This window comes from Bradyrhizobium sp. MI1.4, assembly GCF_055811315.1.
In genome coordinates this window covers 175,964-189,892 of the sequence record NZ_JBVVPP010000005.1, presented here as the reverse complement: position 1 = coordinate 189,892, position 13,929 = coordinate 175,964, and the positions used below count along the sequence as shown (strand labels likewise).

11 protein-coding genes are annotated in these 13,929 nt (G+C 65.6%); 10 read left to right on the top strand and 1 reads right to left on the bottom strand.

The window, feature by feature from the left end:
* Window positions 1–114 precede the first annotated feature (114 nt).
* The 5 genes from AC0L23_RS08305 (at window position 115) to AC0L23_RS08285 (ending at window position 5,242) form a co-directional block, all read left to right on the top strand.
* Window positions 115–957: an ABC transporter permease gene (locus tag AC0L23_RS08305; RefSeq protein ID WP_085349796.1), complete on the top strand. Its 843-nt coding sequence runs from the start codon at window positions 115–117 to the stop codon at window positions 955–957.
* A 4-nt stretch (window positions 958–961) separates the two neighbouring features.
* Complete coding sequence (locus AC0L23_RS08300; RefSeq protein WP_018455896.1) at window positions 962–1,747, top strand: ABC transporter ATP-binding protein; 786 nt, start codon at window positions 962–964, stop codon at window positions 1,745–1,747.
* A gap of 69 nt (window positions 1,748–1,816) precedes the next feature.
* Window positions 1,817–2,326, top strand: coding sequence for an OsmC family protein (locus AC0L23_RS08295; protein WP_027566043.1), 510 nt, complete (start codon window positions 1,817–1,819; stop codon window positions 2,324–2,326).
* A 67-nt stretch (window positions 2,327–2,393) separates the two neighbouring features.
* Window positions 2,394–3,203, top strand: a complete 810-nt coding sequence (locus AC0L23_RS08290; protein ID WP_085361944.1) for a hypothetical protein — start codon at window positions 2,394–2,396, stop codon at window positions 3,201–3,203.
* A 362-nt stretch (window positions 3,204–3,565) separates the two neighbouring features.
* A complete protein-coding gene (locus tag AC0L23_RS08285; protein ID WP_085361943.1) occupies window positions 3,566–5,242 on the top strand; it encodes a methyl-accepting chemotaxis protein in 1,677 nt (558 codons plus the stop codon).
* A 101-nt stretch (window positions 5,243–5,343) separates the two neighbouring features.
* Here the strand turns inward: AC0L23_RS08285 and mutS are convergent, their stop codons facing one another.
* Window positions 5,344–8,082: a DNA mismatch repair protein MutS gene (mutS, locus tag AC0L23_RS08280; RefSeq protein ID WP_085361942.1), complete on the bottom strand. Its 2,739-nt coding sequence runs from the start codon at window positions 8,080–8,082 to the stop codon at window positions 5,344–5,346.
* 216 nt (window positions 8,083–8,298) lie between these two features.
* Between mutS and pcaF the strand changes: the two genes are divergently transcribed.
* From pcaF to AC0L23_RS08255, 5 genes are all read left to right on the top strand, one after another.
* Entirely contained in the window at window positions 8,299–9,507 is a 1,209-nt protein-coding gene (gene pcaF, locus AC0L23_RS08275; RefSeq protein WP_027566040.1) for a 3-oxoadipyl-CoA thiolase, read from the top strand.
* 192 nt (window positions 9,508–9,699) lie between these two features.
* A complete protein-coding gene (locus AC0L23_RS08270; protein WP_085361941.1) occupies window positions 9,700–10,593 on the top strand; it encodes a dioxygenase family protein in 894 nt (297 codons plus the stop codon).
* Between the two features lie 91 nt (window positions 10,594–10,684).
* Window positions 10,685–11,386 (top strand): protocatechuate 3,4-dioxygenase subunit beta, encoded by a 702-nt coding sequence (gene pcaH, locus AC0L23_RS08265; RefSeq protein ID WP_085361940.1) that lies wholly within the window; start codon window positions 10,685–10,687, stop codon window positions 11,384–11,386.
* Window positions 11,387–11,977: a protocatechuate 3,4-dioxygenase subunit alpha gene (gene pcaG / locus AC0L23_RS08260; RefSeq protein WP_085349771.1), complete on the top strand. Its 591-nt coding sequence runs from the start codon at window positions 11,387–11,389 to the stop codon at window positions 11,975–11,977.
* A 208-nt stretch (window positions 11,978–12,185) separates the two neighbouring features.
* A complete protein-coding gene (locus AC0L23_RS08255; RefSeq protein WP_085361939.1) occupies window positions 12,186–13,877 on the top strand; it encodes a methyl-accepting chemotaxis protein in 1,692 nt (563 codons plus the stop codon).
* Window positions 13,878–13,929 lie beyond the last annotated feature (52 nt).

The following is a 13,929-nucleotide window of genomic DNA, read 5'->3' as shown; positions in this document are numbered from 1 at the left end:
TTCCCGTGGTTATCGGTCCCGGATCTGCGCTCCGCTTCGCTGCGATTGTCCGGGACGACGCCGAGAATGCCGCGCGCCCTTGCAATCCCGCACAAGACGCGCTTCCTACCGGCCATGATCTCTGACGCGCCAGTGCTGCAACAGACTACGGAACCGGCCGAGAGCGCCGCGCCCTCGCGGCTGTCGCGCTATGCGGGGCCGACGCTGGGATTAGTGTTGCCACTGACCCTCGCGCTTGGCTGGGAACTCGTGGTCTGGTCCGGCTGGTCCAACGGCCGGCTGGTGCCGCCGCCCTCGCGCGTGTTCGCCACCGTCGTTGATCTTGCGCGCTCCGGCGAACTGTTCCGTCACATCGCCGCAACGCTGTGGCGTGTCGGCCTCGGCTTCGCGTTCGGGGTGGTCGCGGGCACCTTGCTCGGCGCCATATCCGGCTATTGGTCGCTGGCGCGGCGGCTGCTCGACCCGACCGTGCAAGCGCTGCGCGCGATCCCGTCGCTGGCCTGGGTGCCGCTGTTCATCCTCTGGCTCGGCATTTTCGAGACCTCGAAGATCGCGCTGATCGCGGTCGGCGTGTTCTTTCCGGTCTATCTCGGCGTGATGGGCGCGATCCTCATCGTCGATCGCAAGATCGTCGAGGTCGGTCGCACATTCCGTCTCTCCGGGCCTGCCATGATCCGCCGTATCCTGCTGCCCGCGGTGCTGCCGGCCTATGTCGTGTCCTTGCGCGTCGGTCTTGGTCTGGGCTGGATGTTCGTGGTGGCGGCCGAGCTGATCGGCGCGTCCGAAGGCCTCGGCTATCTCCTGCTCGACGGCCAGCAGCTCGGCAAGCCCGCGCAGATCCTCGCCGCCATCGTGATCTTCGCGATCCTCGGCAAGCTCACGGATTGGTTGATCGAGATCGCGGCTGCGCCCTTCCTGCGCTGGCAGGACGCCTTTGGGCGTACAACGGGAGCATAAGGCGATGCTGGCGCTCGACCGGGTCAGCAAGACCTATCCCAACGGCGTGCAGGCGCTGGCGCGCTTCTCCGCCGAGATCAGGCAAGGCGAGATCGTCGCCATCATTGGCGGCTCGGGCTGTGGCAAGTCCACGCTGCTGCGCGCCATCGCGGGCCTCGACCGCGCAAGCTCGGGCACGGTGACGCTGGACAACGAGGCGATCGCCGCGCCGCATGCCAAGATCGGCATCATCTTCCAGGAGCCGCGGCTGCTGCCCTGGCTCAGCGTCGCCGACAATATCGGCTTTGGTCTTGCCGATGGGCCCGCGACCGAGCGGCGTGAAAAGGTGGCGCGTGCGCTCGAGCGTGTCGGGCTCGCCGAGAAGGCGCAGGCCTGGCCGCGCGAGCTCTCGGGCGGGCAGGCACAGCGCGTCGCGATCGCCCGCGCGCTGGTGCCGCAGCCCGAGGTGCTCTTGCTCGACGAGCCGTTCTCGGCGCTCGACGCTTTCACCCGCAGGGACCTCCAGGATCATCTGCTCGATCTCTGGGCCGACACGCGGCCGACGCTCATCCTCGTCACCCATGACGTCGACGAGGCCGTGGTGCTGGCTGACCGCGTGCTGGTGATGCGGCCGCGGCCGGGCCGGCTGTTCGACCAGATCGAGATCAACCTGGGCAGGCCACGCGACCGCAATTCGCCGCTGTTCGAGAATTTCAAGCGAAGTGTGCTGACGTCACTCGACCGTTCGCTCGACCGCAGCGTGCCCGACCGTGACGCAACCCAGGGTCCCGGTCAGGCCATGTGGTGGTGACAATTTCGCTCCGAGCCGGTACATCGCAAGCCGGTACTTCGTAGAGACGATTTTCCCGGGAGAGACAAAATGGACGCCGCAGCACTGCGCCAGATGCAGGCCCCGATCAAGGAGCGCTACAAGACCGACCCCAAGACCGCGATGATCACGTTGAAGGCCAAGGGCTCGACCGACAGCGAGGGCATCGCCTGCAAGGTCGAGACCGGCCGCGCCATCGCGATGGCCGGCCTGCATCCCGCGACTGGCGGCTCCGGCCTCGAGCTCTGCTCGGGCGACATGCTGCTCGAGGCGCTGGTCGCCTGCGCCGGCGTCACGCTGAAATCGGTCGCGACCGCGATCGAGGTGCCCTTGAAGACCGGCAACGTCTACGCCGAGGGCGATCTCGATTTCCGCGGCACGCTCGGCGTCGACAAGGAGACGCCGGTCGGCTTCGCCGAGATACGTCTGCGCTTCGACGTCGATACTGATGCGCCGCAAGACAAGCTCGACCTGCTGCTCAAGCTCACCGAGCGCTACTGCGTGGTCTATCAGACCATCAAGAACGGCCCGAAGGTCTCGGTGTCGATGCAGCGGATGTAGCGAGCGAAGGCCGCTCGCCCAACAATTCGTGTCGTCTCGGCGAAGCCCGGGACGACAAAAGAAAAAAATGTCCCCCGAGCTCCACCTCATCCTCATCCTCGTTCTGCGCATGATGGTCGCGGCGGCGTTCGTCGTGACGGCGTCGATCATCACCGAGCGCTCAGGGCCGGTGATCGGCGCGCTGGTCGCGACCTTGCCGGTTTCGGCCGGGCCATCCTACGTCTTCCTTGCGCTCGACCACGATGCCGCCTTCATCGCGCAGGGCGCGCTGTCGAGCTTGCCGGTCAATGCCGCGACGATCTTCATGTGTCTCACCTATGTGGTGCTGGCGCAACGGCGCAGCCTTCTGGTGAGTTGCGGAAGCGCGGTCGCGGTCTGGATCGTGTTCGCCTCGATCATCAAGCAGTTTGACTGGCCGCTCACCGCCGGGCTCGCCGCCAATCTGATCGCATTCGGCATCTGCATTCCGCTGCTCGCGGGCTATCGCCATGTAAAGATGCCGCTGGTGACGCGACGCTGGTATGACGTGCCGATGCGGGCCGCGCTGGTCGCGACCCTCGTCGCAATCGTCGTCTCGACCTCGGGCTGGGTCGGTCCCCGGATCAGCGGCATCATCGCGCTGTATCCGGTGGTGTTTTCCAGCATCATGGTGATCCTGCATCCGCGAATCGGCGGTCCGCCGACCGCCGCGGTGCTGGCCAATTCGGCCTGGGGGCTGCTCGGATTCGGAATGGCGATCGCGGTGTTGCACGTGGCGGTGGCGTGGTTCGGCTCCGCCGTCGGTCTTGGGCTTGCACTCGCCACCTGCATTGTTTGGAATCTTACGCTGTGGGGGATCGGGCGGCGTACGCTGCACAGGGCGCGGCAAGCGCCGTGACACTACGGACATGCGGCGCGGCGTCGCCGGATACTTCCGTAGCAAACTCGCCATGACCGGTCACGAGACGCATTCCTTCAAACTCCTGAAGGACCAAGGCCATTTCAAGTCGCAGCGCCGACCGAGCAGCGTGTAAGGCGCGCCGTCGTGCAGCTTTAGGCTGCTTTGTCGGCCATCGCCTTTCGCAGAATTCGTTAGCACTTTATTCGAGTCTTATGGGTACTGAATTATTCTGCATACCCGCCTCGGTCTTCGCAATGCGAGTTTTACCGGCGGAAGTTTCGATTGGAATTCGGCGCGTGTGCCGCGCCGTCACGTCCCCTGATCCCGTCACGCAATTTCATGATTTCGGAGATTCACTGATGTTTGGTCGCAAGTCCCGCAACGACGCGGATGCTCAGCTCGCAGCCATCGGCCGCTCGCAGGCCATGATCGAGTTTGCCATGGACGGCACGATCCTGACCGCCAACCAAAATTTCTTGAACGCCCTCGGCTATTCCCTCGACGAAATCAAGGGAAAGAAGCACGCCATGTTCATGCCGGCCGACCAGCGCGACGGCGCCGAGTACAAGGCGTTCTGGGCTGAATTGAACCGCGGCGAGTATCAGGCAAGCGAGTTCAAGCGGATCGCGAAGGGCGGCCGTGAGATCTGGATCGAAGCATCCTACAATCCGGTGCTCGACGGCAACGGCAAGACGGTGATGGTCGCCAAGATTGCGACCGAAATCACCGAGAAGAAGATCCGGAGCATGACGGCCTCTTCGAAGATCGCCGCTATCGGCCGCGCCCAGGCCGTGATCGAGTTCAAGCTCGACGGCACCATCGTCACGGCCAACGAGAATTTCTGCAACGCGCTTGGCTATTCGCTGGCCGAGATCCAGGGCAAGCATCACAGCCTCTTCATGCCCCAGGCCGAGCGCGACGGCGCGGCCTATCGCGAGTTCTGGGCCAAGCTCAACCGCGGCGAATACCAGGCTGGCGAGTTCAAGCGCATCGGCAAGGGCGGCCGCGAGGTCTGGATTCTCGCCTCCTACAATCCGCTACTCGATGAGAACGGCAAGCCCTTCGGCGTCGCCAAGTTCGCGACCGACGTCACGGCGGAGAAGCTGAAGAATGCCGACCTTGCGGGCCAGATCTCGGCGATCGAGAAGGCGCAGGCGGTGATCGAGTTCAACATGGACGGCACGATCATCACCGCCAACGCCAATTTCCTCGGCGCCCTCGGCTATTCGCTGGCTGAGATCAAGGGCAAGCACCACAGCATGTTTGTCGAGCCCTCGGAGCGCGATGGCAATGGCTATCGCGAGTTCTGGGCGGCGCTCAACCGCGGCCAGTATCAGGCGGCCGAATACAAGCGCATCGGCAAGGGCGGCAGGGAGGTCTATATCCAGGCCTCCTACAATCCGATCATGGATCTCAACGGCAAGCCGTTCAAGGTCGTGAAATATGCGACCGACGTCACGAAGCAGGTGCTGGTCCGCATGGGCAACGAGCGCGTCCGCGGCATGATGGAATCGGTCGCCGCCGGATCGGAAGAGCTGAACGCCTCGGTGCGGGAGATTTCCGGGGCCATGACCAAATCGCGCGAGACGGCGATGAGCGCGGTGGAGCAGGTCGCGTCCGCTGATGCCCAGGCCCAGCGCCTCACTGAAGCGGCGCTGGCGATGAGCGGGATCGTCGAGCTCATCAACAACATCACCGGGCAGATCAACCTCCTGGCACTTAACGCCACCATCGAATCCGCCCGCGCCGGCGAAGCCGGTCGGGGCTTTGCGGTGGTGGCCTCGGAGGTCAAGAGCCTCGCCAACCAAGCCAAGCAGGCCACTGACAAGATCGGCGCTGAGATCGGTAGCCTCAACGGCATCTCTGGAGACGTCGTCACTGCCCTGGCTTCGATCAAGACGGCCATCAGCAACGTCAGCGAATATGTGACGTCGACGGCCGCGGCAATCGAAGAGCAGAGCACGGTGACCAACGAGATGTCGACCAGCATGCAGCGCGCCGCAGCGGAAGCGGCGGCGATCGCGGCGAGGGCGTAGCGTTCAGAAGCATAGGGTGGGTTAGCTAAGCGTCCCCCCACTTCTCGCGCGCTGACAAAGGTGGCGGGTTACGCCTTCGGCTAACCCACCCTGCGGCACCGTCACTGCTTCGGCAGCTTGGCCTTCAACGCATACAGCGCATCGAGCGCTTCGCGTGGCGACATCTCGTCCGGATGCAGCGCCTTCACCGCGTCCATCAGCAGTTCGGCCTCGCTCGGCGGTGTGGCTTCTGCGGCGGCGCGCGAGGGCACTGCGAACAGCGGCAGATCGTCAGCAAGCGCGCGCGCGGTCTGGCCGCGGTCCTGGGCTTCCAGCTTCGCCAGTACCGATTTGGCGCGCGTGATCACGGCCGGCGGCAGGCCCGCGAGCTTGGCGACCTGGATGCCGTAAGAGCGATCGGCCGAACCCGGCAACACCTCGTGCAGGAACACGACATTGCCCTGCCATTCCTTCACCCGCACGGTCGCGTTGAACATCCGCGGCAGCTTGGCGGAGAGCGCCGTCAGCTCGTGGTAATGCGTCGCGAACAGCGTGCGGCAGCGGTTGCTCTCGTGCAGGTGCTCGATTGCGGCCCAGGCGATCGAGAGGCCGTCGAAGGTCGCGGTGCCGCGGCCGATTTCATCAAGGATCACGAGCGCGCGCTCGCCGGCCTGGTTGAGGATGGCAGCGGTCTCAACCATCTCGACCATGAAGGTGGAACGGCCGCGGGCGAGATCGTCGGCGGCGCCGACACGCGAGAACAGGCGGTCGATGATGCCGATCCGCGCGCGTGTCGCCGGCACGAAACTTCCGATCTGGGCGAGCAACGCAATCAGCGCGTTCTGGCGCAGGAAGGTCGACTTACCCGCCATGTTCGGACCGGTCAGCAACCAGAGCTGGCCGGATTTTTGCGCAGGGCCCGGCGAGAGATCGCAGGCATTGGCGATGAACGGCTGGCCATTGCGCTTCAAGGCCTGCTCGACCACGGGATGGCGGCCCGCCTCGATCGCGAAGCCGAGAGACGAGTCCACCTCGGGCCGCACATAGTTCTCGTCGAGCGCCAGCTTGGCCAGCGACGACGCGACATCGAGCAGCGCAAAGGCGTGGGCGGCGGCGCGCAGCTCCTCGCTGATTGCCAAAGCCTTGGCGCAGAGCCGCTCGAAAATCTCGAGCTCGAGCCCGAGTGCGCGGTCGCCGGCATTGGCGATCTTGGCTTCGATCTCCCCGAGCTCGGAGGTGGTGAAGCGGACCTGGCCGGCCAGCGTCTGGCGGTGGATGAACGTGGCGTTCAGCGGCGCCGACATCAGCTTGTCGCCGTGCTGCGCGGTGACCTCGACGAAATAGCCGAGCACGTTGTTGTGCCGGATCTTGAGCCCCTTCACACCCGTGTTGTCGGCGTAGCGCGCCTGCATCGAGGCCACCACCAGGCGCGAGGCGTCGCGCAGGTTTCGCGTTTCGTCCAGCGCAGGCTCATAGCCCTGGCGAACGAACCCGCCGTCGCGCTTGATCAGCGGCAGTTGATCGTCGAGCGCCCTGGCGAATTCCGCCGCGAGCTCGCGCGATGGCTTTTGCAGCGCCGCCATCACCACGGCGATCTCCTGCGGCGGCTGGTCGAGTTCGTCAAGCCGCGTTAGCACCTGGTCGGCGGCGATGATGCCATCGCGCAGGCCGGCGAGGTCACGCGGACCGCCGCGGCCGACGGATATACGGGCCAGCGCCCGCGACATGTCCGGGGCGCCGCGCAGGATGCTGCGGATGTCCTCGCGCGCGGCCGAGTCGGCAACGAAGCTGCCGACGGCATCGAGCCGCCGCGCAATCGCCGCCGCATCGGTCAGCGGCGCGGCAAGCCGCTGCGCCAGCAGGCGCGAGCCGGCCGAGGTCACCGCGCAGTCGATCGCGTCGAGCAGCGAGCCGCGGCGTTCGCCGGCGAGTGTCCGCGTCAGTTCGAGATTGGCGCGGGTGGCGGGATCGATCGCCATGGTCGCGCCCGAGGCTTCGCGCGCGGGCGGCGACAGCGGCGGATGCTTGCCGACCTGGGTGCGGTCAACATAGGTGACGGCGGCGGCGGCGGCAGTGGCTTCCAGCCGCGTGAGCTGGGACAGTCCGTCCATGGTCGCGACGGCAAAATAGTCGCACAGCCGCTTCTCGGCAGTGGCGCCGTCGAAGACGTCGCGGGTCAGCGGCGTCACCGCCGGCAGCTCGCGCAGGGTCTGTCCGAGCTCGCTGTCGTTATAGAGCGCGTCGGTGACGATCACCTCGTTCGGATTGATCCGCGCCAGCGTGGCGGCGAGTTCGCCGCCCGAACATTCCGTCACCGTGAATTCGGCGGTCGAGATGTCGATCCAGGCGAGGCCAAAGCGGTCACCGCCCGCCGATGAGCGCGCGCGCGCGAGCGCCAGCAGGTAATTGTTGGCGCGCGCGTCGAGCAGCGTGTCCTCGGTCAGCGTGCCCGGCGTGACCAGGCGCACCACGCCGCGGCGCACGACGCTCTTGTTGCCGCGTGCTTTCGCCGCCGCGGGATCCTCGGTCTGCTCGCACACCGCGACCCGGTGCCCGGCGGTGATCAGCCGGTGCAAATAGTCCTCGGAGCGCTCGACTGGCACGCCGCACATCGGGATATCGGCGCCTTGATGCTTGCCGCGCTTGGTCAGGACGATGCCGAGTGTCCTGGAGGCGATCTCGGCGTCCTCAAAGAACAGCTCGTAAAAGTCGCCCATCCGGTAGAACAGCAGAAGGCCCTGATGTGCCGCCTTGATTTCAAGGTACTGTTCCATCATCGGCGTGACGCGCGCGGCAGCTTCCGCCTGCGGCGCGGGCGTATCGTCGGGAGGCGGTGCAGGGATCGGTTGTTGCATTGTCATGGGCGGCGCAACCTACAAAATTTCGCCCCGCGCTCCTATCGCTTTGGCCGGAGAGGGGAGGTTTTCCACGTTGTCCGCACCGCGGCATGCGCAACTCGCGTGCACACCCCTCGGAACACGCGCGTATCGGTCAATTGACCTGCCGCGGGCGCCCTCCTAAAACTCCGTCGACATTGAAGAATTTAGGCCGGATCGCGGCATTCAGGGAGAACAACCATGCGTGACGTCTTTATCTGCGATGCCGTGCGGACCCCGATCGGCCGTTTTGGCGGGTCGCTCGCCAAGGTGCGTGCCGACGACCTGGCGGCGGCCCCGATCAAGGCGCTGATGGCCAAGCACCCCAATCTCGATTGGGCACAGGTTGACGAGGTCTTCTTCGGCTGTGCCAACCAGGCCGGCGAGGACAACCGCAACGTGGCACGCATGGCGCTCCTGCTTGCGGGCCTGCCGGATTCCGTTCCAGGCCAGACCCTGAACCGGCTCTGTGCCTCCGGTCTCGATGCGGTCGGTGCCGCCGGCCGCGCCATCCGCTCCGGCGAGATCGAGCTTGCGATTGCCGGCGGCGTCGAATCCATGACGCGCGCGCCCTTCGTGATGGGCAAGGCGCAGGAAGCGTTCTCGCGCTCGGCTGAGATCTTCGACACCACGATCGGCTGGCGCTTCATCAATCCGCTGCTGAAGGCGCAGTATGGCGTCGACGCGATGCCCGAGACCGGCGAGAACGTCGCCGAGGAATTCCAGGTCTCGCGCGCCGATCAGGACGCCTTCGCGATCCGCTCGCAGCAGCGCGCGGGCGCCGCGATTGCGGCCGGCTATTTCGCCGAAGAAATCACCCCAATCACCATTCCCGGCGGCAAGGCCGGCCCTGTCACCGTCGACAAGGATGAGCATCCGCGTCCCGAGACCACGCTGGAAGCCCTGACGAAGCTCAGGCCGATCGTGCGCAATCCCGGCACGGTGACCGCGGGCAACGCCTCCGGCGTCAATGACGGCGCCGCCGCGATGATCCTGGCGTCCGAGGCTGCGGTTAAGAAGCACGGCCTGACGCCGCGCGCGCGCATCCTCGGCCTCGCCTCGGCCGGCGTGCCGCCGCGCATCATGGGCATCGGCCCGGTGCCGGCCACCCGCAAGCTGATGGAGCGCCTCGGCAAGAAAATCAGCGATTTCGACCTGATCGAGCTCAACGAAGCCTTTGCCTCGCAGGGTATCGCCTGCATGCGCCAGCTCGGCGTTGCCGACGATGCCGATTTCGTCAATCCGCATGGCGGTGCGATTGCGCTCGGTCATCCCCTCGGCATGAGCGGCGCGCGGCTCGCGCTCACCGCGGTACACGGCATGGAGAAGCGCGGCGGCAAGCTCGCGCTCGCCACCATGTGCGTCGGCGTCGGCCAGGGCGTTGCGGTCGCGATCGAGAAGCTGAACTGACGGGACGCGTGGCGTTCCGTCATCCCGGAGCCGGGTGCCCCAGACTCGTCATGCCCGGGCTTGTCCCGCCTGCGAGGCCGAAGCCTCTTCGGCGAGGCGAAGGCCCGGGCATCCACGTTCTTGGTGCCGCGAGAAGAAGGTCGTGGATGGCCGGGACAAGCCCGGCCATGACGCAAGGTGAGGGAGCATCCCATGATCATCGCGCGCGAGCAGGACGTCACGGCCGCGGCCTTGGCGGTGATGGAGCAGACATCCGATCCACGGCTACGCCAGATCATGGTCTCCCTGGTCAAGCATCTGCACGGTTTTGTTCGCGACGTTCGCCTGACCGAGAAGGAATTCCGCGACGCCACGGCTGTTATCGCCGAGCTCGGCAAGCTCTCGACCGACACGCATAACGAGGTCGTGCTGATGGCGGGCTCGCTCGGCGTCTCGCCGCTGGTGTGCCTGCTGAACAATGGCGATGAGGGCAACACGGAGACCGACCAGTCGCTGCTCGGACCATTCTGGCGGCTGAACTCGCCGCGGGTGGAAAATGGCGGATCGATCGTCCGCTCCGAGACCCCAGGCGCGCCGCTGTTCGTCAACGGCCGCGTCGTGGACAAGGACGGCCGTCCCGTCGCCGGCGCCGAGGTCGACGTCTGGCACGCGTCGCCGGTTGGTCTTTATGAAAACCAGGACCCCGAGCAGGCCGACATGAACCTGCGCGGCAAGTTTACGACCGACCAGGACGGAGCCTTCTCGTTCCGCTCCGTGATGATGGTCGGCTATCCCATTCCGACCGACGGCGTGGTCGGCCGCCTCCTGGAGGCGCAGAACCGGCATCCCTATCGTCCCGCGCACCTGCACGCGTTGGTCTTCAAGCCCGGATTCAAGGTGCTGATCTCGCAGGTCTACGACCCCGCCGACCCGCATATCGATAGTGACGTGCAGTTCGGCGTGACCAAAGCGCTGATCGGCAAGTTCCTGCGCCATGACACGCCACATCCGACCGAGCGCGACGTCGCGACGCCCTGGTATTCGCTGGACCATGTCTATCGGCTCGAAGCCGGCGAGGCCGTCCTGCCGCGTCCGCCGATCAAATAGGGCTCAAAGCCGCTTCCCCCAATTAGTTATATCCTATAATGATTGGCGGAAGCGTTGACCGGTCGGAAAAGGGCCGGGGAGGAGTTCGCCAATGACATTCATCTATCCCGTCGACAGCAACACGGCGCATCCGCTGCCGCTGTCGCCCGAGTACAAAAGCTCGATCAAGCGGGCGCCGAACAAGCCCTTGATCCCGATGCGCCATACACTGTCGGAGCTGACCGGCCCGGTCTACGGCCACGAGACCGTTCGCGAGGGCGACAATGATCTCACCACCCAACACACCGGCGAGCCGCTCGGGGAACGCATTATTGTGCACGGCCATGTGTGCGACGAGGACGGCCGCGGCGTGCCGAACTCGCTGGTCGAGATCTGGCAGGCCAATTCCTGCGGCCGTTACGTTCACGTCCGCGACCAGCATCCGGCGCCGCTCGATCCGAACTTTACGGGCGCCGGCCGCACCGTGAGCGACGTCTCCGGTTACTACCGCTTTGTCACCATCAAGCCTGGCGCCTATCCCTGGGGCAACCATCATAACGCCTGGCGTCCCGCACACATCCATCTCTCTGTGTTCGGCCATTCCTTCGTCACGCGTCTCGTGACGCAGATGTACTTCCCGGCCGATCCGCTGTTCCCGTTCGATCCGATCTTCAATTCGGTGCCGGACGAGAAGGCGCGGGCGCGGATGGTGTCATCGTTTGATCTCGAGAACACCCAGCCCGAATGGGCGCTGTGTTACCGCTTTGACATCGTGCTGCGCGGCAAGAACGCCACGCCTATGGAGAACCATTAAGTGCAGGACAATGGGATCACGCCGTCGCAGACCGTCGGCCCGTTCTTCAAATACGGCCTGACGCCGACCGGTGAGTACGCCTGGAACGATGCGTTCACCAACTCGACCCTGACGCCCGACGTCACCGGCGACCGCGTCCGGATCGAGGGCCGCGTGTTCGACGGCGATGGCGTCGCCGTGCCCGATGTCATGCTGGAGATATGGCAGGCCGATGGGCAGGGGCGCTTCGCGGATCCGCAGGACAAGCGCGGGCTGTCGAATGCGAGCTTCCGTGGCTTTGCCCGTTGCGGCACCGACAAGGACGGCAATTATTCCTTTGAAACCATCAAGCCGGGCGTGGTGCCCGATCCCGACGGCAAGCCGCAGGCACCGCATGTCCTGCTTGCGGTGTTTGGTCGCGGCATGCTGCGGCATCTCTATACCCGCATCTATTTCAGTGACGAGGCCGGCAATGCCGCCGATCCCGTGCTGGCGGTGGTGCCTGCCGACCGTCGCGCCACGCTGACGGCCGTGCGCGAGGCCGGCAAGCCGGTGTACCGGCTCGACCTGCGGCTCCAGGGCGACAACGAAACGGTATTTTTCGACGTGTGACCCCCAGCGCCGTCCCGGACAGGCGGAGCCCCGATCCGGGACGACAGCGGAGGACGGGCCCAAGCTTCGCTGCCCGAAACCGTTGACCTGACGCCATTTCCCGTATTTTTCCGGAGTTCGCGCGATGCAATTTCCGCGCGATGCAATCCCGTGTTTACCGTAATCCTTTAGGGTCCGTGGGATTCAGCGCGGCCCATTGGATTTTTCCATGAAAATTCGTCTTTCGCTTTCTTCCGCAATCATTGCTTTCGGCATCGTTCTGGCCATCGGCTTTACCGCCGTGGTCTCGACCAGCCTCTACGCCTTGAAAGAGCTCAAGGTCGGCGGTCCGCTCTATTCTGATATCAAGCTCGGAAACGATCTCATCGCCGACATCCTGCCGCCGCCGGAATATGTGATCGAGGCCTACCTCGAGGCCACGCTCGCCATGCGCGAGCCCGACCAGCTGGCGGCCCATGCCGAACGCCTGGCCCAGCTCCGCAAGGATTACGACGAGCGCAAGGCATTCTGGGTCACCTCCAGCCTCTCGGCCGACCTGAAGACGACCCTGGTGTCGAAATCCGACGCCGAGGTGCAGAAGTTCTGGAAGCTGTTGTCCGACCAGCTCCTCCCCGCCCTCAAGGCCAAGGATACGGCCGTCTCCGAGCGGGCCTACGCGCAGCTCAAGGAGGCCTATACCGCGCATCGCGCCGTCATCGACAGCATCGTCGAGAGCGCCAACAAGCAGAATGCCGACATGGAGAAGCTGGCCGCGGACCGCGACAGCTCGATGCTTTACATCCTCCTCGGCGTCTCCGCCGCCGTCCTCGCCTTCATTGCGGCGGGCCTGCTCGGCGTCGCCTTCGGCGTGATGCGCCCGATCGTGCGCATGACCAGCGCGATGCAAAAGCTCGCGACCGGCGATCTCGCCGCCGACATTCCTTTCGCGCACCGGCAGGACGAGGTCGGCTCGATGGCGGGTGCGCTCTTGGTGTTCAAGCAGTCCGCGGTCGAGAATTTCCGCCTGCGCGAGGAGCAGTTGCAGAAGGAGCAGGAGGCGGCGCTCGCCAAGCGTGAGGCCCTGCATCAGATGGCCGAAACCGTCGAGCGCGAGACCGGCCGCTCGGTCGACACCGCGAGCGCGGCGACGCAAGGCGTGGAGCGTGCCGCCTCCAGTCTGTCCGAGATCGCAAGGTCGCTCTCGACACAATCGCAGGCGGTCGCAGCCGCCTCCACCCAGGCCCTCGGCAGCTCGCAGACCGTCTCGGCCGCAGCTGAAGAACTCAGTGCTTCGATCCGCGAGATCGCAACCCAGGTCGCGCGGACCAGCACGGTTACAAAATCGGCGGTCGCCGGTCGGGAACAGGCGCGCTCGACCATCCAGACGCTGGCTGGATCGGTGAAGAAGATCGCCGAGGTCTCCGACCTCATCGGCGGCATCGCCGGCCAGACCAATCTGCTGGCACTCAACGCCACGATCGAGGCGGCGCGCGCCGGGGAGGCCGGCCGTGGCTTCGCGGTGGTCGCCGCCGAAGTGAAATCCCTCTCCGACCAGACCGCCAACTCCACCGAGGAGATCGCGCGGCTGATCGCCGAGATCCAGGCCTCGACGCAAGCCGCCGTCGACGCCGTCGAAACCATGGGAGGCCACATCGTCGAGATCGACGGCGTCGCCACCTCGGTTGCCGCCGCGATGGAAGAGCAGGACGCCGCGACCCGCGAGATCACGCGGTCGATTTCCGAATCGACTTCCGCGGCGAAGGAGGTCTCGGCCAAGATCGGTGATGTCAGCCGCGACGCCGCCTCCGTGAACGAGCGCGCCGCGGAGGTCAGGCAGGCGATCGCCGGCATGGCGGCCAATCTCGAGCAGCTCCGGTCGGTTGTCGTCAGGACCGTGCGTGACTCGACCGCTGCGGCTTGAGCCGGGCGGCTGATGCCGCTGGCGCCCGGCAGCGCGGTTGTACAGAATGGAG

Bases quoted from the DNA above. Each gene is read 5' to 3' on its own strand.
- AC0L23_RS08305 (WP_085349796.1), top strand. From the start codon at position 115: ATGATCTCTGACGCGCCAGTGCTGCAACAGACTACGGAACCGGCCGAG.
- AC0L23_RS08290 (WP_085361944.1), top strand. From the start codon at position 2,394: ATGTCCCCCGAGCTCCACCTCATCCTCATCCTCGTTCTGCGCATGATG.
- mutS (WP_085361942.1), bottom strand. From the start codon at position 8,082: ATGACAATGCAACAACCGATCCCTGCACCGCCTCCCGACGATACGCCC.
- AC0L23_RS08295 (WP_027566043.1), top strand. From the start codon at position 1,817: ATGGACGCCGCAGCACTGCGCCAGATGCAGGCCCCGATCAAGGAGCGC.
- AC0L23_RS08270 (WP_085361941.1), top strand. From the start codon at position 9,700: ATGATCATCGCGCGCGAGCAGGACGTCACGGCCGCGGCCTTGGCGGTG.
- AC0L23_RS08300 (WP_018455896.1), top strand. From the start codon at position 962: ATGCTGGCGCTCGACCGGGTCAGCAAGACCTATCCCAACGGCGTGCAG.
- pcaF (WP_027566040.1), top strand. From the start codon at position 8,299: ATGCGTGACGTCTTTATCTGCGATGCCGTGCGGACCCCGATCGGCCGT.
- pcaH (WP_085361940.1), top strand. From the start codon at position 10,685: ATGACATTCATCTATCCCGTCGACAGCAACACGGCGCATCCGCTGCCG.
- AC0L23_RS08255 (WP_085361939.1), top strand. From the start codon at position 12,186: ATGAAAATTCGTCTTTCGCTTTCTTCCGCAATCATTGCTTTCGGCATC.
- AC0L23_RS08285 (WP_085361943.1), top strand. From the start codon at position 3,566: ATGTTTGGTCGCAAGTCCCGCAACGACGCGGATGCTCAGCTCGCAGCC.